Here is a 26,750-nt window from a genome sequence, read left to right on the forward strand (position 1 = left end):
GCTGGGCCGATCTGGCGGCCGCGGGATGGGCGGCGGCCACGGGTGAGCGGATCGAGTACGCCAACCTCGCGATCCGGGGCCGGCTCATCGCGCCGATCCTCGACGAGCAGCTCGAGCCCGCGCTCGCCCTGGGTCCGACCCACCTCTCCTTCAACGGCGGCGGCAACGACATGCTGCGCCCGCGGGCCGACATCGAGCGGATCGCCGACGCCTACCTCCGCGTTCTCGAGCGCTGCGACGAGCAGGGCGTCGTGCTGATCGCCCTGGCCGGCGCCGACCCGTCGCCGCGGCTCCCGCTCGGCTCGCTCATCCGTCGCCGCGGGGACGCGCTGACCGACGCCGTCCTGCGCCGGACGAGCCACCGGACCGACGTGGTCGTCGCCGACAACTGGCACGACCCCGCTTTCGCCGATCCGGCGCTGTGGTCGGAGGACCGCCTGCACCTCGGCCCGCGGGGACACCGGCGGGTGGCCGACCGGGTCCTGCGGGCGCTCGGGCTCACGCCGCCCGCCGCGCTGCCCGACGCTCCCGAGGCCGCACTCCGGCGCGGCGGAACCGTGCAGTACTACCGGCAGCACGTCACGCCGTGGGTGCGGCGCAGGCTCACCGGCACGTCCTCCGGGGACGGCCGCGCCGCGAAGTACGCGGGCTTCGTGCCGATCGACCCGGTCTGACGCCTCCTCCGAGGAGCACGGCCCTCGTTCGACGGGCAGGGATCTTCCCTGAGGCGCTCAGCGGCGACCACTCGTGGCCGCTCGACGGCGTCGAGCGCTCAGTGCCAGCCGTACCGCGCCGAGAGCACCCGGGCGACGGCGTCGTACCGAGCACGCTCCAGAGCTGCTCCTTCGCGGCGCATCCCGGCGGGGTGCACGCGGAACACGCGCTCCGGGTCGACCCAGCTGGGGCGCCCGTCCGGGTCCCAGCCGCCGGTCCCGACGGCCAGGTAGTCGGAGTGCTCCTTCGAGCTCAGCCGCACGGCGAGCACTGTCCCCGACTTCTCGACCGCGAGCACGAGCACCGGGCGGTCCTTGCCGCGGCCGTCGTCCTCCTCGTACGGCACCCAGGTCCAGACGACCTCGCCCGGGTCCGGGTCGCCGTCGGGCGTGGGCGCGTAGCCCAGGCGGACCCCGCGGAGCCGTGACGGGTCGACCTCGACGGTGCGGCCCACTCCGCTCGCGCCCGGGGTCGGCGCCGTCGTGCTCAGGTACGGGCGCTGCGGGCGGGGCCCGGCGTCCGGGCGCGGGGCGACCGCGCGGCCGAGGAGTCGGAGGAGCAGGGACACGACCGAGCGCGAGGAGGGCACCCCGGAACCCTAGCCCGGATCCGCGGCCGCCCGCCCGCGGGGGCGCGCCCGGCGGTCGCCCGTCCCGGACGCGCCGACGGGGTGCCGGCTCCGGAGAGCCGGCACCCCGTCGGGTGCTGCGGAGGAGGGGGTCAGTCCGCCAGGACGTAGCCCGCCTCGCCGTGGATGGCCGTGTCGATGCCGGCGATCTCGTCCTCGTTCTTCACGCGGAAGCCCATCGTCTTCTGGATGATCCAGCCGATGAGGAGCGTCATGACGAAGGAGTAGGCGAGGACGGTGAAGGCCGCGAGGGCCTGCTTGCCGAGCTGGCTCGCGTCGCCGGTGAGGAACAGGCCCACGCCGGTGCCGAAGAAGCCGATGTAGAGCGTTCCGATGAGGCCGCCGACCAGGTGCACGCCGACCACGTCGAGCGAGTCGTCGTAGCCGAGGCGGTACTTGAGGTCGATCGCCAGGGCGCAGACGGCGCCGGTGATGACGCCCAGGACGATCGCCCAGAACGGCGACAGGCTGGCGCACGCCGGGGTGATCGCGACGAGGCCCGCGACCGCGCCCGAGGCGGCGCCGATCGAGGTGGGCTTGCCGTCCTTGATCTTCTCGACGACGAGCCAGCCGAGGATCGCGGCGGCCGGAGCGGCGATGGTGTTGAGGAAGGCGACGGCCGCGATGCCGTCGGCGGCGAGCTCGGAGCCGGCGTTGAAGCCGAACCAGCCGAACCACAGCAGTCCGGCGCCCAGGAGCACGAACGGCGGGTTGTGGGGCTGGTGCGCGCCCTTGGTGAAGTTGACGCGCTTGCCGAGCACCAGGGCGAGGGCGAGGGCCGCCGCTCCGGCGTTGATGTGGACGGCGGTGCCGCCCGCGAAGTCGATCGCGCCGACGCCGTAGGCGATCCAGCCGCCGTCGACGACGGTGGCGTCGTCGCCGAGGGTGAAGTTGAAGACCCACGAGGCGACCGGGAAGTAGACGACGGTGGCCCAGACGCCGGCGAAGACCATCCAGGCGCCGAACTTCGCCCGGTCCGCGATGGCGCCGGAGATGAGCGCGACGGTGATGATCGCGAACGTCGCCTGGAACGCGGCGAAGGCCAGCGTCGGGTAGGCCGACGTCTGCTCGCCGAGCGCGTCGTTGTAGATGCCCTGCAGGCCGATCTGGGCGGTGTCGATGCCGAGGACGCCGTCGATGCCGACGAAGGTGTCGGTTCCTGCGGGGCCGGACGGGCCGTTGCCGAACGCGATCGCGTAGCCGTACAGGACCCAGAGGACCCCGATGAGGCCCATGGCTCCGAAGCTGAGCATCATCATGCTGATGACGCTCTTCGCACGCACCAGGCCGCCGTAGAAGAAGGCGAGCCCGGGGGTCATGAGCAGGACCAGCGCGGCTGCGATGAGCAGGAACGCGGTATTGCCTTGATCCATTGTTGAACCTCTCGTGAGTGTGCAGAGAAAAGCCCGGAGCGAGGACGCTGCGTCGGAGCACGGCCTGGAGACACGCGGGTGTCGGGTCACCTCGGGTAGCCGACAGTCTGGTGGCGCGAGGTTTCGTCCCGTGAGGCACCGCGTTTCGCGGAGGTTACGGCCGAGGCCCCTGTGTAAAAAGCGCGTTACGGCGCGCTGGCGGACGGCACGACGACGACCCCGGGAACGCCGGGAGGAGAGCGGATCCGCCCCTAGGAGCGGGGCGCCATCGAGGTGAGCGCGATGAGCCGCGACATCGAGCGCAGGTACTTCTTGCGGTAGCCGCCGCTCAGCATGTCGCCGCCGAAGACCTCGTCGAGGGGCGTCCCGGAGGCGAGGACCGGGATCTGCGCGTCGTAGACCCGGTCGATGAAGGCCACGAGGCGCAGGGCGTCGGTCTGGTCGGTCAGAGCGGTGACGCCCCGGAGCACGATGGTGTCGACGCCGTCGATCACCTTGATGTAGCGGGAGGGGTGCACGGTGCCCAGGTGGTGCACGGCGTCCGCGAACGGGTCGTCGGTGACGACGGAGCCGGCGGGGGCGGCCGCGACGAGAGCGTCGATCTCCTCGTCGGTGCGCACCACGGCGTGGCCCTCGATGTCGCGGCGCCGGTAGTCGGTGCCGTCGATCCGCATCGTCTCGAAGTGGGCGGCCATCGACTGGATCTCGCGGAGGAAGTCCGCTGCGGCGAAGCGCCCCTCGCCCAGCGCGTTGGGCGGGGTGTTCGAGGTCGCGGCGATGCGGGTCCCGGAGGCGACCAGCTCGCCGAGGAGCCGCGTCATCAGCATCGTGTCGCCCGGGTCGTCCAGCTCGAACTCGTCGATGCACAGCAGCGCCGAGCCCTTGAGGAGCGAGACGGTCGCCGCGTAGCCGAGCGCGCCGACGAGCGCGGTGTACTCGATGAACGTCCCGAAGTAGGTGCGGCCCGGCACCGCGTGCCAGATCGCCGCGAGCAGGTGGGTCTTGCCGACGCCGAAGCCGCCGTCGAGGTACACGCCCGGCTTGACCGCGGGGGCCTTCTTCCGGCCGAAGCCCAGGAAGCCGCCTCCGCCGCCCTTGGATCCGCCGCCGGCGGCGAACGCGCGGAGAGCATCCACCGCGTCGGCCTGCGAGGGGTACTCCGGGTCGGGACGGTAGCTCTCGAAGGTGGCGCCCTCGAACTGGCGCGGGGGCACCAGCGTCGACGCGATCTCGTGCCCGCTGATCTGGGGCGAGCGGGCGGTCAGGCTGCTCGTCGATCGGACGTCGTCGGGGCTCACTCGCGTCTCGCATCCTGCGCACGGCGGGGGTCCGTGCGCTCAGTGGCGGCGGCCGCACCGGGCACGGAGCCGCCGCGGTTCTGTGTCGAACTCTTACGGCGCCCTCCGTGCGGCGTCGTCCGCGGACGCGTACTGTCGCTGAAGGGCGGGCTCCAGCGTAGCCCGCCGTGGAATCACGCCCGCGCTCCGCGCACCATCCTGGAGGTCTTCCTTGTCCGTCGAAACCGATCCGTCGCCGAAGTTCGCCTCCTACGCGCACCCCGAACGGCTCGTCAGCGCCGACTGGCTCGAGCAGCGCCTCGGCACTCCCGGTCTCGTCGTCGTCGAGTCCGACGAGGACGTCCTGCTCTACGAGACCGGCCACATCCCCGGCTCCGTCAAGATCGACTGGCACACCGACCTCAACGACCCGGTGCAGCGCGACTACATCGACGGTGCCGCGTTCGCCGCGCTGGTCGGCGGCAAGGGCATCGCCCGCGACACCACCGTCGTCGTCTACGGCGACAAGAACAACTGGTGGGCCGCCTACGCGCTCTGGGTCTTCACCCTCTTCGGCCACGAGGACGTCCGTCTGCTCGACGGCGGCCGCGACAAGTGGCTCGCGGAGGGCCGCCCGACGACCACGGACGCCTCCTCCCCGGAGCCCGCCGAGTACCCCGTCGTCGAGCGCAGCGACGCCGAGATCCGCGCCTTCAAGGACGACGTCCTCGCGCACTTCGGCAACCCGCTGATCGACGTCCGCTCCCCGGAGGAGTTCACCGGGCAGCGCACCACGGCGCCGGCCTATCCGGAGGAGGGCGCCCTGCGCGCCGGTCACATCCCGAGCGCGCAGAACGTGCCCTGGGGCAGGGCCGCCGCCGAGGACGGCACCTTCCGCCCCCTCGACGAGCTGAACGGCATCTACCGCGAGGGCGCGGGGCTGAAGGACGGCGACTCCGTCATCGCCTACTGCCGGATCGGCGAGCGCTCCGCCCACACCTGGTTCGTGCTGACCCACCTCCTCGGCTTCGAGGGCGTCCGCAACTACGACGGCTCCTGGACCGAGTGGGGCAGCGCTGTCCGCGTCCCGATCGTGCAGGGCGCCGAGCCCGGCGAGGCCCCCGCGGCCCGCTGACGCGTCACGACGGAGGCCGGGAGCGCCGATCCGCCCGTCGACGGGCCGGATCCGGGCTCCCGGCCTCCGCTGCGACCGCCCGCCGCCCCTCCCCCGATGAGACACTGGACCGGATGACCGACACCACGCTCCCCGACGCTCTGCGCGACATCCGCGAGGAGTTCCTCGCCCTCGAGAAGCCGGAGCGCCTGCAGCTCCTGCTCGAGTTCTCGAACGAGCTCCCCGACCTGCCCGAGCGCTACCGCGACCACCCGGACCTCTTCGAGCGCGTGGAGGAGTGCCAGGCGCCCGTCTTCATCGTCGTCGATGTGGAGGGCGGGATCGTGCACCTGCACGCCACTGCTCCCCGCGAGGCGCCCACGACGCGCGGCTTCGCGTCGATCCTGGCGCAGGGCCTGGCCGGGCTCACCCCCGAGCAGGTGCTCGCCGTCCCCGACGACTTCCCGCAGACCATCGGCCTCTCGGAGGCGGTCTCGCCGCTGCGCCTGCGCGGCATGACCGCGCTGCTCGGCCGCACCAAGCGGCAGGTCCGCGCGCACCTGGCCGCATGATCCTCCGGCCGCTCGTCCCCGCCGGTCCGCCGATCGTGATCGGCGAGGAGGGCGCGCGAGCGGCGGTCGCTGACGCCTGGCGTCCCGACGAGGCGGTGCGCGTGCGCCTGAACATGATCGCGAGCGTCACCGGCTCCAGCACCGGCTCCGACGGCACCAGCGAGACGCTCACCAACCGCGTCGACCGCACGATCCTCGGAGTCGTCCGCGAGCAGGCCGACGTCGTCCTCGTCGGAGCCGCGAGCGTCCGCGCCGAGGGCTACCGCGTCCCCCGGCGGGTCCCGCTCGCCGTCGTCTCCGCCTCGGGCGATCTCACCGGGCACCGCCTGGAGCTGCAGGAGGGCTCCCGGGTCCTGCTGCTGGTGCCGGAGTCGCGCGGCGCGGTGGAGGGGCTCCCCGCCGGCGTCGAGGTGGTCCGGGTCCCGTCCTCCTCGGAGCGGATCGGCGTCGATGAGCTCCTGGAGGCTCTCGCCGGGCTCGGCCTGCACCGCGTCGTCTGCGAGGGCGGCGCCTCGCTCTCGGGCCAGTTCCTCGCCTCGGGCCGGGTCGACGAGCTGTGCCTCACCACCTCGCCGCGCGTGGTCCTCCCGGGCCTCCCGGTCGCGACGGGCACGGCCGTCGTCGACGACGCCTACGCCCTGACGCTGCTGGCCGCGGACGATTCCGGGGCCGTCTACGCCCGCTGGAGCCGCACGCGCTGAGAGCCGCCCACCCGGCGTGCCTCCGCGTCCCGGGCGCGTCGGAACCCTAGTCTGCGATCGTGCCCGAATTCCCAGCGTCGTCCCAGCTCCCTGAGGAGTTCCGGGTCGCGACGGAGTCGATCCGCGCCGCTGCCACGCGCGCCGAGCTCACCGTGTCCGAGATCGCCTCGCCGTCGGGTCTCGCGCCCTGGGCCCTCGCCCTGTCGGGCGACGTCGCGCCGCACGCGCACGGACGCGACTCCGAGCTGGGCACGGGGCGCTTCATCCTGCTCTACGACCCCGAGGAGCCCGAGCAGTGGGGCGGCCCCTTCCGTGTCGTCTGCTTCGCCCAGGCCCCGCTCGAGGTCGAGATCGGCACCGATCCGTTCCTCGCCGAGGTCGCCTGGTCCTGGCTCATCGACGCCCTCGGGGCGCGGGGCGCCTCCTATTCCGCCGCGTCCGGCACGGCGACCAAGGTGCTCTCCACCGGCTTCGGCGAGCTGGCCGCTCAGGGGGACGGTGCGCAGATCGAGATCCGCGCCTCCTGGAGCCCGGATGATGCGCAGCTCGCCGCTCACGTGGAAGGGTGGGGGGAGCTGTTGTGCATGCTCGCGGGTCTCCCGCCCGTATCGAGCGACGGTGTGACCCCGCTCGCCTTCCGACGGAACAACCGTGACTGATTACCGTGTCCTCTCCACGCCCGACGAGTTCCTCGCCGCGGTCGACGCCCTCGCCGCCGGCGAGGGCCCCGTCGCCGTCGACGCCGAGCGCGCCTCCGGCTTCACCTACTCGCAGCGCGCGTACCTGATCCAGGTCTACCGGCGCGGCGCCGGCGCGTTTCTCTTCGATCCCCCCGCCATCGGCCGGATGGACGCTCTGCAGGCGGTCATCGGCCAGGAGGAGTGGGTCCTCCACGCCGCCAGCCAGGATCTCGCCTGCCTGCGCGAGGTGGGCCTGGACCCGGTGCGGATCTTCGACACCGAGCTCGCCGCCCGGCTCCTCGGACTGCCCAAGGTGGGCCTCGGCGCCGTCGTCGAGGACCTCCTCGGCATCCACCTGGCCAAGGAGCACTCGGCCGCCGACTGGTCGACCCGCCCCCTCCCCCAGAGCTGGCTCGTCTACGCCGCGAAGGACGTGGAGCTCCTCGTCGACCTCCGCGACCGCATGGAGGAGATGCTCATCGCCGCGCGGAAGACGCGCATCGCCCGCGAGGAGTTCGAGGCGACGCTCGCGCGCGCCCCGAAGGCGGTCCCGCCGGACCCGTGGCGCCGCCTCTCCGGCATGCACTCGCTCCGCGGCCCGCGCCCCCTCGCCGTGGCGCGCGAGCTCTGGCTGGCCCGGGACGCGTTCGCCCGCGAGCGCGACATCGCTCCCGGCCGCCTGATCCCCGACTCCTCGATCATCGCGGTCGCCCGCAACATCCCGACCAGCATCGGCCAGCTCTCGGGCCGCCGCGACTTCACCGGCCGCGCCAGCCGCGGCGAGGTCGAGCGCTGGTGGGCCGCGATCGAGCGCGGGACGACGACCGAGGACCTGCCGAGCCCGACCCGCCCGGCCGCCGACACGCTCCCCCCTCCCCGCGCGTGGGGCGATCGCAACCCGGCCGCCGACGCGCGCCTGAAGGCGGGACGCGCCGTGGTCACCGAGATCGCCGAGCTGCTCTCGCTCCCGGTCGAGAACCTGCTCACGCCGGAGCTGCTGCGCCGGGTGGCCTGGAACCCGCCCGAGCCGTTGACCGCGGAGTCGGTCGCCGCGGAGCTCACCCGCGCCGGCGCCCGCGCCTGGCAGGTCGAGGCCACGTCGGGCTCGATCGCCACCGCGTTTGTCGAAGCGGCCCAAGCGCCGGCCGAGGGCACCGAAACCGCTTCGTAGGAAGCGGCAAAGGATTCCGGCTGCGCGGTGCCGGTTCCTACGATCGACGGCGACCGTGAGTTCCTGGGAGGCATTGTGGCCGAGAGATCCGAAGTCGTGTTCGTCGACGGAGTCCGTACTCCGTTCGGGCGTGCCGGCGAGAAGGGCATGTACTGGCAGACCCGAGCCGACGACCTCGTCGTCAAGGCGATGATCGGTCTGCTGGAGCGCAACGGCGCGCTGCCGAAGGAGCGGGTGGACGAGGTGGCGATCGCCGCCACCACCCAGCAGGGCGACCAGGGCCTGACCCTCGGCCGCACGGCGGCGCTACTCGCAGGGCTGCCGAAGTCGGTGCCCGGCTTCGCCATCGACCGCATGTGCGCCGGAGCGATGACCTCGGTCACCGCGACCGCGGGCGGCATCGCGTTCGGCGCCTACGACGTGGTCCTCGCCGGCGGCGTGGAGCACATGGGCCGGCACCCGATGGGCTTCGGCGCCGACCCCAACCCGCGCTTCCTCTCGGAGCGCCTCGTCGGCGAGGACGCGCTCAACATGGGCCGCACGGCGGAGCGGATCCACGACCGCTTCCCGCACCTGACGAAGGAGCGCGCCGACCACTACGCCCTGCGGAGCCAGCAGAAGCTGGCCGCTGCGTACGCCGCCGGCAGCATCCAGCCGGACCTCGTCCCCGTCGCCACGCGCAGCGCCGCGGGCTGGGGCCTCGCGACCGCCGATGAGGCACCGCGCCCCGAGACGACCCTCGAGGGCCTCGCGGGCCTGCGGACCCCGTTCCGCCCCCACGGCCGGGTGACCGCGGGCAACTCCTCCGGGCTCAACGACGGAGCGACGGTGTCGCTCCTGGCCAGCGCCGACGCCGCGCAGGAGCTGGGCCTGTCCGCGAAGATGCGGATGGTGAGCTTCGCGTACGCCGGCGTCGAGCCCGAGATCATGGGCATCGGCCCGGTCCCCTCGACCGAGAAGGCGCTCCGCAAGGCGGGCCTGGGCATCGAGGACATCGGGCTCTTCGAGCTCAACGAGGCGTTCGCCGTGCAGGTGCTCTCCTTCCTCGACCATTTCGGCCTCGATGACGACGACCCGCGCGTCAACGAGTACGGCGGAGCGATCGCGATCGGCCACCCGCTCGCCTCCTCCGGGGTCCGGCTGATGATCCAGCTGGCCCGGCAGTTCGAGTCGCACCCCGAGGTCCGCTACGGCGTGACGGCCCTCTGCGTCGGCCTCGGTCAGGGCGGCACGGTGATCTGGGAGAACCCGCACTACGACGGCAAGCGCGGACGACGGAAGGGACGCTGACCCATGCTCGAAGGATTCGAGAACCTCGTGGACCTCGCCGAGGGCGAGGTCGTCACCCACTCCTACGTCCGCGACGTGCCGCTGCCCAGCGGCCGCACGCTCGCCCTGATCACGCTCGACAACGACCGCGACCACACCCGCCCCAACACCTTCGGGCCGGCGTCGCTCTTCGAGCTGGCGGACGTCCTCCTCACGCAGAAGGAGCGCGCCTCGCGCGGCGAGATCCAGGCGGTCGGCATCACCGGCAAGCCGTTCATCCTCGCCGCGGGAGCCGACCTCAGCAAGGTCGGGGCCATCCCGAGCCGTGAGCTCGGCCGCCAGCTGGCGCGCCTGGGTCACCGCACGCTGGGGATGCTGGCCGAGCTGGGCGTGCCGTCCTTCGCCTTCATCAACGGCCTCGCCCTGGGCGGCGGCACCGAGATCGGCCTGAACGCCGACTACCGCACGGTCGACTCCTCCATCCCCGCGCTCGGGCTCCCCGAGGTCTTCCTCGGCATCATCCCCGGCTGGGGCGGCGCGTGGCTCCTGCCGAACCTGATCGGCATCGAGAACGCCCTCAAGGTCGTGGTCGAGAACCCGCTCAAGAACAACCGCACGCTCAAGGGCCAGGAGGTGTTCGACCTCGGCATCGCCGACGCGATCTTCCCGCCCGCCGCCTTCCTCGAGGACTCGCTCCGCTGGGCCGACGGCGTGATCGGCGGCTCCGTGAAGGTGGAGCGGCCGAACGCACCCGGCAAACTGGAGCGGCTGGTCAAGTGGGACGTCGCGATCTCGATCGCTCGCAAGCAGCTGGAGTCGCGGATCGGCACGGTCGCGGCGTCTCCGTACCGCGCGCTGGAGCTTCTCAAGGCCGCGAAGAACACCACCCGCGAGGAGGGCTTCGCCGCCGAGGACGAGGCGCTGGCCGACCTGATCTCGGGCGACCAGTTCCGCGCGAGCATCTACGCGTTCGATCTGGTGCAGAAGCGCGCCAAGCGTCCCGCGGGAGCGCCCGACAGGGCGCTGGCCAAGCCCGTCACCAAGGTCGGGGTGGTCGGCGCGGGCCTCATGGCCTCGCAGTTCGCGCTGCTCTTCCTCCGCCGCCTCCAGGTGCCGGTGGTCATCACCGACCTCGACCAGGAGCGGGTCGACAAGGGCGTCGCGGGCATCCGCGCCGAGATCGACGCGCTGCTGGCGAAGGGACGCGTCTCCCCCGACGACGCGAACCGCCTCCGCGCGCTGATCACCGGCACGACCGACCGCTCCGACTTCGCCGACGCCGACTGGGTGATCGAGGCGGTCTTCGAGGAGCTGTCGGTGAAGCAGGACGTGTTCGCCGACATCGAGCGCTACGTCTCGCCCACGGCGGTGCTCGCGACCAACACCTCGTCCCTCTCCGTCGAGCGCATCGGCGAGCGGCTGGAGCACCCGGAGCGCCTCGTCGGCTTCCACTTCTTCAACCCGGTCGCGGTCATGCCGCTGATCGAGGTGGTCCGGACACCGCACACCGACGACGAGACCCTCTCGACGGCGATGGTCACCGCCGCGAAGCTCAAGAAGAACGCCGTCATCACGCGCGACACCCCGGGCTTCGTGGTGAACCGCGTGCTGGCGAAGGTCCTGGGCGAGGCGATGCACGCGGTCGACACGGGCACTCCCTTCGAGGTCGTCGAGCAGTCGCTGGCTCCGTTCGGCCTGCCGATGACCCCGTTCGAGCTGCTCGAGCTGGTGGGCCTCAAGGTCGGCGCGCACGTGCTCGACACCCATCACGCCGCGTTCCCCGACCGCTTCTTCGACAGCCCCAACCTGCACCGCCTCGCCGAGCTCGGCCACGTCTTCGAGCGCGACGCGAAGGGGCGTGTGAAGGGCGTCGACAAGCGCGCTGTCGCGATCGTCGCCGGCGGCACGGAGCCGATGACGGCCGAGCAGCTGCGGCTGCGCGTCGAGACGGGTCTCGCGGACGAGGTCAAGCGGATGCTGGACGACGACGTCGTGCACGCCGCCGAGGACATCGACCTCTGCCTGATCCTCGGCGCGGGCTACCCGTTCCAGATGGGCGGGCTCACGCCCTACCTCGACCGGGTCGGCGCGAGCGAGCGGGCGTTCGGGGACACGTTCCACCACCCCGCGATCCGCGGCGTCGACTGACGCGGAGTGCAGTGACGCGGAAGGGGCGCCGGATCGGATCCGGCGCCCCTTCCGCGCGTCGCCTGCGGGACGGGTCCCGACGGACGATCAGTCGCTGCGGGCGTCGTCCCGGGCCTCGACCTCGTCCGGGAGCGGACGGGCGACCGGGATCTTGCTGCCCAGCACCTGCGCGACGACGTCGCGGGCGATGTGCTGGGGAGTGAGCCCGACGTCCTCGAGGATCTCCTCGCGCTTCGCGTGGTCGAGGAATTGGTCGGGCAGCCCGAGCTCTGTCACCGCGGTGTCCACGCCGGCCTCGCGCAGGTCCTGGCGGATGCGCGTGCCGATCCCGCCGACGCGCACCCCGTCCTCGATCGAGACGACGATGCGGTGCTCGCGGGCGAGCTCGATGATGCTGGTGGGCACGGGCACGACCCAGCGGGGGTCGACGACGGTGGCTCCGATGCCCTGGGCCGCGAGCCGCTGGGCGACCTCGAGACCCATCGCGGCCATCGGCCCGACCGTGACCAGCAGCACGTCCTTGCGCTCGGCGCGGGCGAGCACGTCGACCCCGTCGCCGAGACGCTCGACGGCGTCGATCTCGTCGCCGACGCTCCCCTTCGAGAAGCGCACCACGGTCGGCGCGTCGGTGACGCCGACGGCCTCGCGCAGCTCCTCGCGCAGGCGCACGGAGTCGCGCGGAGCGGCGAGGCGGATGTTCGGGATGACCTGCAGGATCGCCAGATCCCACATGCCGTGGTGGCTCGGACCGTCGGGTCCGGTGACTCCGGCGCGGTCCAGCACGAAGGTGACGCCCGCGCGGTGCAGTGCGACGTCCATCAGCACCTGGTCGAAGGCGCGGTTCACGAAGGTGGCGTACAGCGCGACGACCGGATGCAGCCCGCCGAAGGCGAGACCGGCGGCCGAGGTCACGGCGTGCTGCTCCGCGATGCCGACGTCGAAGACGCGTTCCGGGTACTTCTCGGCGAGGCGGTCGAGACCGACGGGCCGGAGCATGGCGGCCGTGATGCCGACGATCGTCGGGTCCTCGTCGGCCAGCGTGACGATCTCCTCGGCGAACACCGAGGTCCACGAGCGGGCGCCGGCCGCGCTCAGCGGCTCGCCCGTCTCGGGGTCGATCTGCCCGACGGCGTGGAACTGGTCGGCGAGGTCGTGCACGGCCGGACCGAAGCCCTTGCCCTTCTGGGTGATCGCGTGGACGATGACCGGCTGGCCGTAGTCCTTCGCCTGCTGGAGGGCCTCCTCCATCGCCGTCAGGTCGTGGCCGTCGATCGGCCCTAGGTACTTGATGTCGAGGTTGGAGTAGAGCGCCTCGTTGTTGATGAAGCGGCTGAGGAAGCCGTGGAGCCCGCCGCGCACGCCGCGGTAGACGGCGGCGGCGGGGCCGCCCAGCCGCTCCGAGACGGCCCGGGAGCCGCGGTGCATCGTGCGGTAGGTCGGCCGCGTGCGGACGCCGTTGAGGAAGCGGGCCATGCCGCCGATGGTCGGGGCGTAGGAGCGCCCGTTGTCGTTGACCACGATGACCAGCCCGCGGGAGTTGTCGTCGCTGATGTTGTTCAGCGCCTCCCAGGTCATGCCGCCGGTGAGGGCGCCGTCGCCCACGACCGCGACGACGTGGCGGTCGGTCTGGCCGGTCATCGTGAAGGCGCGGGAGATGCCATCCGCCCAGGACAGCGAGCTGGAGGCGTGCGAGCTCTCGACGATGTCGTGCGGCGACTCCCTCCGCTGCGGGTAGCCGGCGAGGCCGCCGCGCTGCCGGAGCTTCGAGAAGTCCTGGCGACCGGTGAGCAGCTTGTGGACGTAGGACTGGTGTCCGGTGTCGAACACGATCGCGTCGTGCGGCGAGTCGAAGACCCGGTGGATCGCGATGGTCGTCTCGACGACGCCGAGGTTCGGGCCCAGGTGGCCGCCGGTCTTCGAGACCTCGCGCACGAGGAAGTCGCGGATCTCCTGCGCCAGCGTCTCGAGCTCGGCCGCGGTCAGGCGATCGAGATCGCGAGGACCGCCGATGGTCTCGAGAACAGCCATGCGCGCCGCCTTCCGGGGTCGTGAGCGAGGTGGGGACGTCTCCCGAGTCTACGCACGGGGCCCCCGGGAACGCGTGTGCGCCTCCCCCGCAGGGAAGGCGCACACGCTCTGCGGCTGATCTAGACGAGCGAGCGCAGCACGTACTGCAGGATGCCGCCGTTGCGGTAGTAGTCCGCCTCACCGGGGGTGTCGATGCGGACGACCGCGTCGAACTCGACGGTCTGCTTGCCCTCGGCCGAGTGCTCGGTCGGCTCGGCGACGACGTGGACCGTCTTGGGGGTGACGCCCTCGTTCAGCTCCTCGATGCCCGAGATGCTGATCGACTCGGTGCCGTCCAGGCCCAGCGACTCCCAGCTCTCGCCCGCGGGGAACTGCAGCGGGACGACGCCCATGCCGATGAGGTTCGAGCGGTGGATCCGCTCGAAGCTCTCGACGATGACCGCCTTGACGCCCAGCAGGCTCGTGCCCTTGGCCGCCCAATCGCGCGACGAGCCGGAGCCGTACTCCTTGCCGCCCAGGATGACGAGCGGGGTTCCCTCGGCCTGGTAGTTCTGCGACGCGTCGTAGATGAACGACTGCGGGGCGTCCGGCTGCGTGAAGTCGCGGGTGTAGCCGCCCTCCACGCCGTCGAGCAGCTGGTTGCGCAGGCGGATGTTCGCGAACGTGCCGCGGATCATCACCTCGTGGTTGCCGCGGCGCGAGCCGTAGGAGTTGTAGTCCTTGCGGTCGATGCCGTGCTCGTCGAGGTAGCGGCCGGCGGGGCTGTCGGCCTTGATCGAGCCGGCGGGGCTGATGTGGTCGGTCGTGACGGAGTCGCCGAGCTTGGCGAGCACGCGGGCACCGGCGATGTCGGTGACCGGGGTCGTCTCCATCGTCATGCCGTCGAAGTACGGGGGCTTCCGCACGTAGGTCGACGACTCGTCCCACTCGAAGATCGAGCCCTCGGGGGTCTGCAGCGCGCGCCAGCGCTCGTCACCGTCGAACACGCCCGCGTACTGCGTGTCGAACATCGACTTGTCGATCGACGAGTCGATCGTCGCCTGCACCTCGGCCGCGTCGGGCCAGATGTCCTTGAGGAACACGTCGTTGCCGTCGGAGTCGGTGCCGAGCGCGTCGACCTCGAAGTCGAAGTTCATCGAGCCGGCGAGCGCGTAGGCGATGACGAGCGGGGGGCTCGCCAGGTAGTTCATCTTCACGTCCGGGTTGATGCGGCCCTCGAAGTTGCGGTTGCCTGAGAGCACGGCGGTCACGGCGAGGTCGTTGTCCTGCACCGCGGCCGAGATCTCCTCGAGCAGCGGGCCGGAGTTGCCGATGCAGGTCGTGCAGCCGTAGCCGACCGTGTAGAAGCCGAGAGCCTCGAGCGACTCGGTCAGGCCGGCCTTCTCGTAGTAGTCGGTGACGACCTTCGACCCGGGTGCCAGCGTGGTCTTCACCCACGGCTTGGCCTTCAGGCCCTTCTGCGCTGCGTTGCGGGCCAGCAGGCCGGCCGCGAGCATGACGGAGGGGTTCGACGTGTTGGTGCAGGAGGTGATCGCCGCGATCGCGACGGCGCCGTGATCGATCGTGAAGGTCCCGCCCTCGCCGAGCTCGACCGTGGTCGGCTTGGAGGCGGTCGCCGGCGCGTGCGAGCGGTGGGTGTGCTCGTGGCTGCTGTGCTCGTCCTGCGGCTGCAGCTCTCCGGGGTCGGAGGCGGGGAACGACTCCGCGATGGTCAGGTCGACGATGTCGTGCGAGACGTCCGCGTAGTTGGTGAGATCCGACTCGAACTGCGTCTTGGCGGACGAGAGCTCGATCCGGTCCTGCGGGCGCTTCGGGCCGGCGATCGAGGGGACGACGGTGCCGAGGTCGAGCTCGAGGTACTCGCTGAAGACCGGCTCGACCGCGGGGTCGTGCCAGAGCTTCTGCAGCTTGGAGTACTGCTCGACGAGTGCGATCTGCTCGTCGCTGCGGCCGGTGAGGCGCAGGTAGTCGAGGGTCACGTCGTCGATGGGGAACATCGCGGCGGTGGAGCCGAACTCGGGGCTCATGTTGCCGATGGTGGCGCGGTTCGCGAGCGGCACCGCGGCGACACCGGCCCCGTAGAACTCGACGAACTTGCCGACCACGCCGTGCTTGCGCAGCATCTGCGTGATGGTGAGCACGACGTCCGTCGCGGTCACGCCGGTCGGGATCGAGCCGGTGAGCTTGAAGCCGACGACCTTCGGGATGAGCATCGAGACGGGCTGGCCGAGCATCGCGGCCTCGGCCTCGATGCCGCCGACGCCCCAGCCGAGCACGCCGAGGCCGTTGACCATCGTCGTGTGCGAGTCGGTGCCGACGCAGGTGTCGGGGTAGGCGCGCAGCGCGCCGCCCACCTCGCGGGTCATGGTGACGCGGGCCAGGTACTCGATGTTGACCTGGTGCACGATGCCGGTTCCGGGCGGGACGACCTTGAAGTCGTCGAAGGCGGTCTGGCCCCAGCGGAGGAACTGGTACCGCTCGCCGTTGCGCTCGTACTCGAGCTCGACGTTGCGCTCGAGCGCGTCCTCGGTGCCGAAGAGGTCGGCGATGACGGAGTGGTCGATGACCATCTCGGCGGGCGCGAGCGGGTTGATCCGGTTCGCGTCGCCGCCCAGGGCAGCGACGGCCTCGCGCATGGTGGCGAGGTCGACGATGCAGGGCACGCCGGTGAAGTCCTGCATGACCACGCGGGCCGGCGTGAACTGGATCTCGGTGTCGGGCTCCGACTCCGGGACCCACTCGCCGAGGGCGCGGATGTGGTCGGCGGTGATGTTCGCGCCGTCCTCCGTGCGGAGGAGGTTCTCGAGCAGCACCTTGAGGCTGAACGGGAGCTTCTCGTGACCGGGGACCCGGTCGATGCGGAACACCTCGTAGTCGGTCGAGCCGACCTTCAGGGTGTCTTTCGATCCAAAGCTGTCTACCGCGGACACGTCGCCCTCTCCTTCGCTGACTGCAGCGTCCGCCGACGGGCGGAGCCGCTCTCCGTCCTCATCTTGACGACCGCGCACAGCGGCCTGCCACCAAGGAGGACCTAACTCCTCGACGCCGAGGCGCCCGGTCGACCTCGCCGCGACGGTGCGGGGAGGCGAGCGCTATTTATCTCGACGTCGAGACAATTCTACGCACGATCCGGAGCATCGCCCGCATCGGCGCGCTCGCCGGCTCCGCGGTACTCGGCCCGGACGGCGAGCACGGTGAGCACCAGCAGCGGCGCGTACAGGGGCAGGCCCAGCGCCAGCTTCCAGATGCCCAGCGCCGTGGTGTCCTCGGCGAGGAACAGCGGGTACTGCACGGCCAGGCGCAGGAGGAAGAGCCCCGCCCACGCGAGGGTCAGGGCGCCGAAGAGGCGGCGCTTCCGCCGATCGGATCGCCAGGCGGTGCCGTCCCCCATCAGGAAGCCGGCGGCGACGCCGATCAGGGGCCAGCGCACGAGGACGGAGAGGAGGAAGACGAGCCCGTAGACGAGGTTGGTGAGCAGCCCCAGGGCGAAGTTGTCGACGCCCCGCCCGGTGAACAGCGCCAGTGCGGCCGAGACCACCACGGCGAGCAGTCCGCCGACGGCCTGGATCACCGGCGTCCGGCCGAGCACCCGCGCCACCGTGAACGCCACGGCGAGCCCGACGGATGCGACCAGCGAGAGCACGAGCTCCGAGGTGACCGTGTAGAGCAGGACGAAGGCGATGCCGGGCACGACGGCCTCGAGGATCCCCCGGACGCCGCCCATGGTGCGCAGCAGCGCCTTCCCGTCGAACGGCTCGCCGTCGGCGACCGCGCCGAGTCCCGAGCGGCGGGCGGCCTGCGCGATCGCGTCGCCGACCTCGGGCCGGACCGGCTCCTCCGATCGGGCCGGTTCCTCGGGCCGCACCGGCTCCATGCCGGTCAGCTCGCGCTCTGCTGGGTCTGGCTGCCGGTCGGCACCTTCAGCGGGATCAGGTCGCGCGGAGGCATCGGGCCGCTGCCGCGGACCACGACGATGCTGCGGAAGAGCTCCTCGACCGAGGCGGCCGCCTGCTCGTCGACGGCTCCGGCTCCGGCGATCACGCCGCGGAGGAACCAGCGCGGACCGTCGACGCCGACGAACCGGGCGACGCGGGTCTGGCCGCCGGCGATCGGGAGCTCGGCGACGAGCTCCGGACCGAAGACGCCGTCGCGCTCCGTCGTCGATCCGCCCTGACGGCCGATCTGCTCGGCGATCTGGCCGCGGATCTCGTGCCAGAGGCCCGAGGAGCGCGGCGCGGAGAAGGGCTGCACCTGCAGCGTCGACCCGGCGTAGTCGAGGCCGACGGCGATGACGCGCTTGGTCCCCTCCTCGACCTCGAGGCGGATGTGCATGCCCTCGCGGGGAAGCACCTTCACCCCGCCGAGGTCGATGTAGGGGCGGACCGGGTTGGCCTCGCGCTCGTCCAGGGGCCCGGCCTCCGCGCGATCCTCCGGCGCCGACTTCTCGAAGTCCTGCTGGACGGGCTCGGCGGCCTCGCCGGCCGTGGGCTGGATGTCGCTCATGCGCTCTCCTCGTGGATTCTGGTCTCCTGGGCGCCGGCGGCGTACCCGGTGGATCCGAAGCCGCCCGTGCCGCGGACCGACTCGGGAAGCTCGTCGACGGCCGTGAACCTCGCCTGGACGACGGGGACGATCACGAGCTGCGCGATCCGGTCCCCCGCCGAGACGCGGTACGTCTCGCGGCTGTCGGTGTTCAGCAGCGCCACCCGGATCTCGCCGCGGTAGCCCGCGTCGATCGTTCCGGGGGCGTTGACGACGGTGATGCCGTGCGCGAAGGCCAGCCCGCTGCGGGGGACGACGAAGCCGGCGTGGCCCTCCGGGAGGGCGACGGCCACCCCGGTGCCGACGGAGGCGCGCTCACCGGGGGCGAGCACCACGTCCTCCGTCGAGTGGAGATCGGCTCCCGCGTCGCCCGGACGGGCGTAGGAGGGGAGCCGGTCCGCGGTGATCGGGACGTCGACGGTTGCAGGCACGTGACGAGGGTAGACCAAACGTCTGATCCAATAGGGTCATGCCGTCCTACCGAGAGAGGCTGTGGCCCGCGCCCTGGCTCTTCGTCGCCACCGCCCTCGTGATCCCCGCCAGCATCCTGGTGTTCGCGCCCATCGACCTCGCGGTGGGGGTGATCGTCGCGGTCGTGCTGTATGCGGGCTGCGTGCTGTCGCTGCTGGCCCTCTCCCCCGTGATCGAGGTGGCGGAGGGGGAGCTGCGCGCCGGCCGCGCGCACATCCCGCTGGACCTCGTGGGCGAGCCGTCCTCCTACTCGGGGGACCAGGCGTTCGCCGAGCGCGGGACGCGCCTGGACGCGCGGGCGTACCTGGTCATCCGCGGCTGGGTGAAGGAGGTGGTGCGGGTCCCGATCGAGGATCCGGCCGACCCGACGCCGTACTGGCTGGTCTCCACCCGCCGCCCGGACGACATCGTCGCCGCGATCCGGGGATCACGGCGACGGAGCGGTCGTCCTTCGGAGCCGGGAGGCGCTTAAGCGGCGCACTCCAGGCAGATCGGTCCGAGCTTCTCCTCGTGGTCGATCTGCGAGCGGTGCTTCACGAGGAAGCAGCTCACGCACGTGAACTCGTCCGCCTGGGGCGGAAGGACCACGACGTCCAGATCGAGGTCGGACAGATCGGCACCGGGCAGTTCGAATCCGCCCGGGTTGTCGGCGTCATCGACGTCGACGACTCCGGACATCTTGTCGGGGACTCGCTCCTTCAGGGCCTCGATCGACTCGGAGTCGTCATCGGTCTTGCGGGGGGCGTCGTAGTCCGTAGCCATTCCCATCCACTTCTTATTTCTGCTGTTCAACAAATCGGCGGGGTCAGTGTGCATCACGACGCATCGATTCGCAAACCACCTCGAACGGCTCTTGACACCCGCTCGCCCCGCCTCCTTCCGCACCAACTTTCGACCCGCCCGGGGTATTCCCGGCCGATCGCCCGGGCGCGTGGCATCCTTGCCCAGTCCGCGTCCAGAAGGAGGGTCCCACGATGATGGAACTGAAGGTGATCGGCGTCGAGGGCGGATCGCTCGTCCTCGTGTCCGAGGGCGGCGAGCGCTTCTCGGTCCGCATCGACGAGACGCTGCAGAGCCAGTTGCGGCCGCGGGTCCACACCCTCCCGCCGCGCGAGAAGCGCGTCTCCCCCCGCGAGATCCAGGCCCACATCCGCTCCGGGCTCTCCGCCGAGGAGGTCGCCGAGCTCACGGGCGCCGACCTGGGCTACGTCCAGCGCTTCGAGGGACCCGTCACGGCCGAGCGCGAGCACATCGTCGCTTCCGCTCTCGCCGTGCGCGTCTACACGACCACCGACCCCGATCCCCTCGAGGAGGGCACGCCCTTCGGCGACGTCATCCGCGACCGCCTCGCGTCGCTCGGCGCCGAGGGCGAGCAGTGGTCGAGCTGGAAGGAGGAGGAGGGCTGGGTCGTCAAGCTCCTCTTCCGCTCGGACGAGATCGACCACGACGCCCGCTGGCGCTTCGACCCGCGGAAGGCGCTGCTGTCGCCGCTGACCTCCGAGGCGATCACGCTCTCGCAGCAGGGCGAGATCCGGCCGACCCTCATCCCGCGCCTGCGCGCCGTCATCCCCGCCGCCGTCGACGAGCTCGCCACGCGCTTCGACCCGGAGTCCGCGGAGGCGCCGACCCGCTCCGCCCGGGCCGACCACCCCACGGCCGGCCGCCCCGCCGCGATGCCGCACGCCCGGCCGGCCGCCGTCCGCCCCTCCGACACGGAGCCGCAGCCGGCCCTCTCCGAGACCCCGCGCCCGATCTCGACGCTCCCCCGCCCCGTCACGAGCACGACGGAGCAGCGCGAGCGCAACCTCAACGACACCGCCGACCTGCTCGACGCCCTGCGGCGGCGCCGGGGCGAGCGCGATCACGCCTCGAGCCTCCGCGTCCGCGAGGAGCCGGAGCCCGAGGCCGAGGCCGCTCCTCCCGTCGAGAAGGCACCTGAGCCGCCGCGCACCGCTCCCCCGGTCCCCGAGCAGCCGTCGGGCGTGCGCGGGAGCCTCCGCAGGGGGCGGGCGTCGATGCCGAGCTGGGACGAGATCGTCTTCGGAGCGCGCAGCGACGACTGACCCTCCGCCGGCGCGGCTCCGCCGGGGCGGACGGTGCCCCTCGTCCCTCCGGCCCGGCTCAGGCCAGCGCGCCGAAGCGGAGGAGCGGCACCTGCGTCTCCTCCGGCGTGAGCGACCCGTGCTGCCCGATCATCGAGCGGCCGGAGGAGTCGTCCGCCGCGTAGTAGGCGATGGTCCTCCGGGCCGCGACGAACACGTCGCCCATCCGCTCGGCCGCCGCCGGAGAGACCTCGCCGAACCAGCCGCTCACGGCGACCTCGTCGCGCGTCGCGATCCAGGCGCGTGCGCCCTCCGCCTCGATCCAGCGCCGCGCCACCTCGTCGGGGTCCACACCCGGCTCGAGGTGCAGCTGCAGGCAGCGGGGCTCTCCGCCGAGGTGCCGGACGCCCTCGAGCAGCGGTCCCCGCTCGACGAGCACGTGCGAGGACGCCGGGACGTCCACGATGCCGTGGTCGGCGGTGACCAGCACGCTCTCGCGGGCGGAGAGCCCGCGGACCGCTCCGCCGACCTCCCCGTCCAGGAGCTCGAGCGCTGCCGTCCACTCCGGCGACTCCCAGCCGCGCGCGTGCGCCGCCTGGTCGAGCTCGGGGACGTAGAGGTACACGAGCTGCCGGCCGCCCTCGTCGAGCAGGGCGCGCGCCGCCGTGAAGCGCTCGGCGACGCCGCCGGCCGAGTGGTACTCGGCGCCGCGCAGGATCGCCCGCGTGAGACCGGAGCGGGCGTACCGCGCGGGGCCGATCACTCCGGCCCGGACACCGGCGGCCGAGGCCTGCTCGAAGACCGTGGGGTGGGGCTGCCACGTCTCGGGCACCATGCCCTCGTCCCAGCCGGAGAGCTGGTTGACCAGGCGGTCGGAGGCGCGGTCGAGCACGCGGTAGCCGACCATCCCGTGCCCGCCCGGGCGCAGGCCCGTCGTCAGGCTCGCCAGGGCCGCCGCGGTGGTCGTCGGGAAGCCCGAGACGAGCGTGGTGCCGCGGTTGAGGGCCGGAGCGAGCGTGCGCGAGTGGCCCCCGCGCTGGCGGAGGTTCGCGGCACCCAGGCCGTCAACGAGGACGACCACGATCCGCTCGACGCGGGGCGAGCCGAAGAGGCCGGGGCGGCCCAGGAGCGCGTCAAGGGCGCCCGGCAGGACGTCGGCGAGGCTCCGCCGCCCGTCGGGGGCCGGCGGTAGCATGTGGGTCATCGCGCCCAGTTTCGCACAGCGCCGCCGTCCCCGCCGGGCCGGTGCAGCGGAGCGTCCGCGTGAACGGGAGGGCCGGTCCCGTCCGCGAGGCGCCGTCTCCGCTCCGCCCGTCCCGTCGAGCGCCGCAGGGCGGTGCAGTCCCCCGCCGCCGCCCCGCGCCCGCCACCGAATCGAGTCATGAACGCTGCAGCCCCCTCCTCCGGATCCTCGCTCACCGAGCGCATCGAGGACGTCGACGTCTCGGCCGAGATGGAGGGGTCCTTCCTCGAGTACGCGTACTCGGTCATCTACTCGCGGGCCCTGCCCGACGCCCGCGACGGCCTCAAGCCGGTGCAGCGCCGGATCCTCTACATGATGAGCGAGATGGGGCTGCGGCCCGATCACGGCCACGTGAAGTCGGCCCGCGTGGTCGGCGAGGTGATGGGCAAGCTGCACCCGCACGGCGACGCCTCGATCTACGACTCCCTCGTGCGCCTCGCCCAGCCGTTCACGATGAGGGTCGCCCTCGTCGACGGGCACGGCAACTTCGGCTCCCTCGACGACGGCCCGGCCGCGGCCCGCTACACCGAGGCCCGCCTCGCCCCGGCCGCCACGGCCATGACCGAGCACCTCGGCGAGGACGTCGTCGACTTCGTCCCGAACTACGACAACTCGCACGACCAGCCCGAGGTCCTCCCCTCCGCGTTCCCGAACCTGCTGGTCAACGGGGCCAGCGGCATCGCCGTCGGCATGGCGACGAACATGGCGCCCCACAACCTCGTGGAGGTGATCGGGGCGGCCCGGCACCTGATCGCCCACCCCGACGCGTCCCTGGACGACCTGATGTCGTTCGTCCCGGGACCGGACTTCCCGAGCGGTGGCACGATCGTCGGCCTCGCCGGCGTGCGCGACGCCTACGCGACCGGCCGGGGCGGCTTCAAGACCCGTGCCCGCGTCTCGGTCGAGAGCATCACCGCGCGCAAGTCCGGCCTGGTCGTCACCGAGCTGCCCTACCTCGTCGGCGCCGAGAAGGTCATCGACAAGATCAAGGACGGCGTCCAGAACAAGAAGCTCAGCGGCATCTCGGACGTCACCGACCTGACGGACCGGGACAACGGCCTCCGGCTCGTCATCGGGATCAAGACCGGCTTCAGTCCCGAGGCCGTCCTCGAGCAGCTCTACCGCTACACGCCCCTCGAGGACGCGTTCTCGATCAACAACGTCGCGCTGGTCGACGGCGGCCCGCGCACCCTCGGCCTGAAGGAGCTGCTGCAGGTCTACATCGGCCACCGGGTGAAGGTCGTCACCCGGCGGACCCGCTACCGACTGCGCAAGCGCCAGGAGCGGCTGCACCTGGTCGAGGGCCTGCTCATCGCGATCCTCGACATCGACGAGGTCATCCAGCTGATCCGCGGGAGCGACGACACCGCGGCGGCGCGGGCCCGGCTGATCGAGGTCTTCGACCTCAGCACCCTGCAGGCCGACTACATCCTCGAGCTCCAGCTCCGCCGTCTCACGAAGTTCTCGCGCATCGAGCTCGAGACCGAGCGCGACACCCTCCTCGCCGAGATCGCCGAGCTCGAGGCCCTCCTCGCCAGCCGATCACGGATCGACGAGCTGGTCTCGGACGAGCTCGACGAGGTCGCCCAGCGCCTCGGGACCCCGCGGCGCACCCTGCTCACCGAGGCGCGCCCCTCCGTCGCCACCACCGGGCGGAAGGCCGCCGCGGTGCTCGAGATCGCGGACGTGCCCTGCCGGGTACTGCTGAGCACCACCGGCCGCATGGTGCGGGTCGACCGCGACCCCGAGGCCGCTCCCCACCCCGAGCGCGCCACGCGCCGCTCGAAGCACGACGCCGTCCTCAGCGCGCTCGACACGACCAGCCGGACGGAGATCGGCGCGGTCACCAGCGCCGGTCGGCTCCTCCGCTTCTCGCCGGTCGACGTGCCCGCCGTCCCCTCCTCCTCGGTGCAGCTGGGCGCGGGCGTGCGCATGAGCGACTACCTCCCGCACCTGGCGAAGGACGAGCGGGTGCTCGCGCTCGTCGCCCTCGACGACGAGCGGCCGATCGCGCTCGGCACCCAGCAGGGCGTCGTCAAGCGCGTCGCGCCGGGCGAGCTGCCCAACCGCTCGGACATCGAGCTCATCGCCCTGAAGCCGAAGGACGCCGTCGTGGGCGCGGCCGCGTCGGCGGAGGAGGACGAGCTGGTCTTCGTCACCGGCGAGGCCCAGCTGCTGCGCTTCCCCGCGTCCGCCGTCCGCCCTCAGGGCCGGTCCGCCGCGGGGATGGCCGGGGTCAAGCTGGCCGAGACCGACGACGTCGTGCACTTCGCCGTCGTCGCCGCCGAGGACCGGGACGAGGCCGTCGTCGCGACGGTCGCCGTCGACAGCTGGGCCCTCTCGGGGACCGACACCGGCAGTGCGAAGGTCTCGCCGTTCTCGGAGTTCCCCGCCAAGGGCAGGGCCACCGGCGGAGTCCGTGCGCAGCGCTTCCTCAAGGGTGAGACCGCCCTCGGAGTGGCGTGGGTCGGCCCCGGTCCCGCGCACGCGCTCGAGGCCGACGGCTCGGTCGCCGCGCTGCCCGACTCCGGGATGAAGCGCGACGGCTCCGGCGTGGCGCTCGCGGCGCCGATCGCGACGATCGGAGCGGCGCCCGAGGTGTTCTGAGCTCCGCGACTCAGACGTCGATGCGGTCCCGCGACAGCGACTCGGACCCGCGGACGATGAACTCCTTGCGGGGTGCCACGTCGTTGCCCATCAGCAGCTCGAACACCCGGCCGGCGTTCTCGGCGTCGGCGACCCGCACCCGGCGGAGGGTGCGGCGGGAGCGGTCCATGGTCGTCGTGGCCAGCTGGTCCGCGTCCATCTCGCCGAGCCCCTTGTATCGCTGGATCGGGTCCTGGTAGCGGCGGCCCGCCTTGCCGAGGGCCGCGAGCACGCTCTGCAGCTCCTTCTCGGAGTAGGTGTAGATCGTCTCGTTCGGCTTCTTCCCCGCGTTCATCACCACGAGCCGATGCAGCGGAGGCACGGCGGCGAAGACGCGCCCCGCCTCGACGAGCGGCCGCATGTAGCGGAAGAAGAGCGTGAGCAGCAGGGTGCGGATGTGGGCGCCGTCGACGTCGGCGTCGCTCATCAGGATGATCTTCCCGTAGCGGGCGGCCGAGAGGTCGAAGGAGCGGCCGGAGCCGGCTCCGATCACCTGGATCATCGAGGCGCACTCGGCGTTCGAGAGCATGTCGGCGATGCTCGCCTTCTGCGTGTTGAGGATCTTCCCCCGGATCGGCAGCAGGGCCTGGTACTCGCTGTTGCGGGCGAGCTTGGCGGTGCCGAGGGCGGAGTCGCCCTCGACGATGAAGAGCTCGCTGTTCTCGACGTCGCTGCTGCGGCAGTCGACCAGCTTCGCCGGAAGGGAGGAGGACTCCAGCGCGTTCTTGCGGCGCTGCGTCTCCTTGTGCGCGCGGGCCGAGATCCGCGACTTCATCTCGGCGACGACCTTCTCGAGGAGCTGGGAGGTCTGCGCCTTGTCCTCGCGGCGCGTCGAGGAGAACACCGCGCCCAGCGTCGAGGCGATGGTGGAGGCGACGATCGCGCGGACGGCGGGCGTGCCCAGCACCTCCTTCGTCTGGCCTTCGAACTGCGGCTCAGGGAGCCGCACGGTCAGCACGGCGCTGAGCCCGGCGAGGACGTCGTCCTTCTCGAGCTTGTCCGAGCCGACCTTGAGGCGGCGGGCGTTCGCCTCCACCTGGGAGCGGAGCAGCTTCAGCAGGCCCTGCTCGAAGCCGGTCTGGTGCGTCCCGCCCTTGGGCGTCGAGATGATGTTCACGAAGCTGCGCATCACCGTCTCGTAGCCGGTGCCCCAGCGCAGGGCGATGTCGACCTCGCAGGTGCGCTCCACCTCGGTGGGCACCATGGCGCCGCCGGGGGTCAGCACCGGCACGGTCTCGGTGAAGGTGCCGGAGCCGGTGAGGCGCAGCACCTCGGTCACGGGGGCGTCGGGGGCGAGGAACTCGACGAACTCCGAGATGCCGCCGTCGTAGCGGAACATCTCGGCGCGGCGCTCGTCCGCTCGGTCGTCGACGATGTCGATCGTCAGGCCGGGGACGAGGAACGCGGTCTGCCGGGCGCGCGTCACCAGGTCGTCCGTCTGGAACGAGGCGCCCTTCGTGAAGATCTGGCGGTCGGCCCAGTAGCGCACGCGCGTACCGGTGACGCCCTTGGCGACCTTCCCGACGACCGTCAGCTCCGACCCGTTCTCGAACGGCGTGAACGGAGCGTCGGGGGTGGGCTCGCCCGCATCGGCGAAGCGCCCGGGCTCCCCCCGGTGGAACGACATCCGGTAGGTCCGGCCGTTGCGGTCGACCTCGACGTCCAGGCGCTCCGAGAGCGCGTTGACCACGGAGGCGCCGACGCCGTGCAGACCGCCGGACGCCGCGTAGGACCCCGAGCCGAACTTGCCGCCCGCGTGCAGCTTCGTGAACACGACCTCGACTCCGGAGAGCCCCGTCTTCGGCTCGATGTCGACCGGGATCCCGCGCGCGCGGTCGCGCACCTCGACGCTGCCGTCGGCGTGCAGGAGCACGCTGATCTCGGTCCCGTGCCCGGCCAGCGCCTCGTCGACGGAGTTGTCGATGACCTCCCAGAGGCAGTGCATGAGGCCGCGCGAGTCGGTCGATCCGATGTACATGCCGGGCCGCTTCCGGACCGCCTCGAGACCCTCGAGGACGGAGAGGTGGCGGGCGTTGTAGTCGGTGGAGGCCATCCGCCCAGTCTACTTTCGGGAACCGCTCCGGCCGCGGTGGCGCGGCACCCGGCGGCAGCACGATGGCCGCTCGGCGCG

At 72.1% G+C, this 26,750-nt stretch carries 22 protein-coding genes; 11 read left to right on the forward strand and 11 right to left on the reverse strand.

What is annotated here, in order from left to right; translation table 11 throughout:
* Positions 1-674: SGNH/GDSL hydrolase family protein (locus C5D36_RS14840; RefSeq protein ID WP_104296139.1), on the forward strand; the 674-nt coding region annotated here is incomplete at its 5' end.
* 98 nt (positions 675-772) lie between these two features.
* Here the strand turns inward: C5D36_RS14840 and C5D36_RS14845 are convergent.
* The 3 genes from C5D36_RS14845 to zapE form a co-directional block, all read right to left on the reverse strand.
* Complete coding sequence (locus C5D36_RS14845; protein WP_167299028.1) at positions 773-1,303, reverse strand: type II toxin-antitoxin system PemK/MazF family toxin; 531 nt, start codon at positions 1,301-1,303, stop codon at positions 773-775.
* A 131-nt stretch (positions 1,304-1,434) separates the two neighbouring features.
* A complete protein-coding gene (locus C5D36_RS14850; protein ID WP_104222080.1) occupies positions 1,435-2,715 on the reverse strand; it encodes an ammonium transporter in 1,281 nt (426 codons plus the stop codon).
* Positions 2,716-2,966: 251 nt separating this feature from the next.
* Positions 2,967-4,013, reverse strand: coding sequence for a cell division protein ZapE (gene zapE / locus C5D36_RS14855; RefSeq protein ID WP_104296140.1), 1,047 nt, complete (start codon positions 4,011-4,013; stop codon positions 2,967-2,969).
* A gap of 211 nt (positions 4,014-4,224) precedes the next feature.
* Between zapE and C5D36_RS14860 the strand changes: the two genes are divergently transcribed.
* The 7 genes from C5D36_RS14860 to C5D36_RS14890 all read left to right on the forward strand — a co-directional run bounded on the left by C5D36_RS14860 (position 4,225) and on the right by C5D36_RS14890 (position 11,647).
* Positions 4,225-5,127 carry a sulfurtransferase gene (locus C5D36_RS14860; protein ID WP_104232576.1) on the forward strand — a complete coding sequence of 301 codons (903 nt, stop codon included), beginning with the start codon at positions 4,225-4,227 and terminating at the stop codon, positions 5,125-5,127.
* Positions 5,128-5,240: 113 nt separating this feature from the next.
* On the forward strand, positions 5,241-5,678 hold the full coding sequence (locus C5D36_RS14865; protein ID WP_104222086.1) for a SufE family protein: 438 nt from the start codon (positions 5,241-5,243) through the stop codon (positions 5,676-5,678).
* Complete coding sequence (locus tag C5D36_RS14870; RefSeq protein ID WP_104296141.1) at positions 5,675-6,379, forward strand: dihydrofolate reductase family protein; 705 nt, start codon at positions 5,675-5,677, stop codon at positions 6,377-6,379. Before C5D36_RS14865 ends, C5D36_RS14870 begins: the two co-directional genes overlap by 4 nt.
* Positions 6,380-6,438: 59 nt before the next feature.
* A complete protein-coding gene (locus C5D36_RS14875; RefSeq protein WP_104222090.1) occupies positions 6,439-7,038 on the forward strand; it encodes a DUF3000 domain-containing protein in 600 nt (199 codons plus the stop codon).
* The gene (locus tag C5D36_RS14880) at positions 7,031-8,230 is read left to right on the forward strand and encodes a ribonuclease D (RefSeq protein WP_104296142.1); all 1,200 of its coding nucleotides are present in this window, start codon (positions 7,031-7,033) and stop codon (positions 8,228-8,230) included. The genes C5D36_RS14875 and C5D36_RS14880 overlap by 8 nt, the downstream gene beginning before the upstream one ends.
* Positions 8,231-8,305: 75 nt before the next feature.
* Positions 8,306-9,520 (forward strand): thiolase family protein, encoded by a 1,215-nt coding sequence (locus tag C5D36_RS14885; protein ID WP_104250321.1) that lies wholly within the window; start codon positions 8,306-8,308, stop codon positions 9,518-9,520.
* A gap of 3 nt (positions 9,521-9,523) precedes the next feature.
* Positions 9,524-11,647: a 3-hydroxyacyl-CoA dehydrogenase NAD-binding domain-containing protein gene (locus C5D36_RS14890; protein WP_104296143.1), complete on the forward strand. Its 2,124-nt coding sequence runs from the start codon at positions 9,524-9,526 to the stop codon at positions 11,645-11,647.
* Between the two features lie 87 nt (positions 11,648-11,734).
* Here the strand turns inward: C5D36_RS14890 and dxs are convergent, their stop codons facing one another.
* The 5 genes from dxs to dut form a co-directional block, all read right to left on the reverse strand.
* The gene (gene dxs / locus C5D36_RS14895) at positions 11,735-13,675 is read right to left on the reverse strand and encodes a 1-deoxy-D-xylulose-5-phosphate synthase (RefSeq protein ID WP_104296144.1); all 1,941 of its coding nucleotides are present in this window, start codon (positions 13,673-13,675) and stop codon (positions 11,735-11,737) included.
* 119 nt (positions 13,676-13,794) lie between these two features.
* On the reverse strand, positions 13,795-16,605 hold the full coding sequence (gene acnA / locus C5D36_RS14900) for an aconitate hydratase AcnA (protein WP_104267882.1): 2,811 nt from the start codon (positions 16,603-16,605) through the stop codon (positions 13,795-13,797).
* A 188-nt stretch (positions 16,606-16,793) separates the two neighbouring features.
* Positions 16,794-17,549 (reverse strand): DUF3159 domain-containing protein, encoded by a 756-nt coding sequence (locus C5D36_RS14905; protein ID WP_104296145.1) that lies wholly within the window; start codon positions 17,547-17,549, stop codon positions 16,794-16,796.
* 5 nt (positions 17,550-17,554) lie between these two features.
* A complete protein-coding gene (locus C5D36_RS14910) occupies positions 17,555-18,178 on the reverse strand; it encodes a DUF3710 domain-containing protein (protein ID WP_104248032.1) in 624 nt (207 codons plus the stop codon).
* Positions 18,175-18,648 (reverse strand): dUTP diphosphatase, encoded by a 474-nt coding sequence (gene dut, locus C5D36_RS14915; protein WP_104296146.1) that lies wholly within the window; start codon positions 18,646-18,648, stop codon positions 18,175-18,177. Before dut ends, C5D36_RS14910 begins: the two co-directional genes overlap by 4 nt.
* Before the next feature lie 38 nt (positions 18,649-18,686).
* On the opposite strand from dut, the gene C5D36_RS14920 reads away from it, so the two are divergent.
* The gene (locus C5D36_RS14920; RefSeq protein WP_104232568.1) at positions 18,687-19,160 is read left to right on the forward strand and encodes a DUF3093 domain-containing protein; all 474 of its coding nucleotides are present in this window, start codon (positions 18,687-18,689) and stop codon (positions 19,158-19,160) included.
* Here the strand turns inward: C5D36_RS14920 and C5D36_RS14925 are convergent.
* Positions 19,157-19,450 carry a DUF4193 domain-containing protein gene (locus C5D36_RS14925; RefSeq protein WP_055792269.1) on the reverse strand — a complete coding sequence of 98 codons (294 nt, stop codon included), beginning with the start codon at positions 19,448-19,450 and terminating at the stop codon, positions 19,157-19,159. The two genes, C5D36_RS14920 and C5D36_RS14925, sit on opposite strands and share 4 nt — an antisense overlap.
* A 212-nt stretch (positions 19,451-19,662) precedes the next feature.
* Here C5D36_RS14925 and sepH point away from each other — a divergent pair, with 212 nt between their 5' ends.
* On the forward strand, positions 19,663-20,751 hold the full coding sequence (gene sepH / locus C5D36_RS14930) for a septation protein SepH (protein ID WP_104222108.1): 1,089 nt from the start codon (positions 19,663-19,665) through the stop codon (positions 20,749-20,751).
* 58 nt (positions 20,752-20,809) lie between these two features.
* Here the strand turns inward: sepH and C5D36_RS14935 are convergent, their stop codons facing one another.
* Positions 20,810-21,934 (reverse strand): alkaline phosphatase family protein, encoded by a 1,125-nt coding sequence (locus tag C5D36_RS14935; protein ID WP_258062956.1) that lies wholly within the window; start codon positions 21,932-21,934, stop codon positions 20,810-20,812.
* Positions 21,935-22,111: 177 nt separating this feature from the next.
* Between C5D36_RS14935 and C5D36_RS14940 the strand changes: the two genes are divergently transcribed.
* Positions 22,112-24,580, forward strand: coding sequence for a DNA topoisomerase (ATP-hydrolyzing) subunit A (locus tag C5D36_RS14940; protein WP_104296147.1), 2,469 nt, complete (start codon positions 22,112-22,114; stop codon positions 24,578-24,580).
* A gap of 10 nt (positions 24,581-24,590) precedes the next feature.
* Here C5D36_RS14940 and C5D36_RS14945 read toward each other — a convergent pair whose 3' ends face one another.
* On the reverse strand, positions 24,591-26,672 hold the full coding sequence (locus C5D36_RS14945; protein ID WP_104225230.1) for a type IIA DNA topoisomerase subunit B: 2,082 nt from the start codon (positions 26,670-26,672) through the stop codon (positions 24,591-24,593).
* Positions 26,673-26,750 lie beyond the last annotated feature (78 nt).

Origin of the sequence: Rathayibacter sp. AY1C6 (assembly GCF_002931535.1) — a bacterium.
GTDB lineage: Bacteria > Actinomycetota > Actinomycetes > Actinomycetales > Microbacteriaceae > Rathayibacter.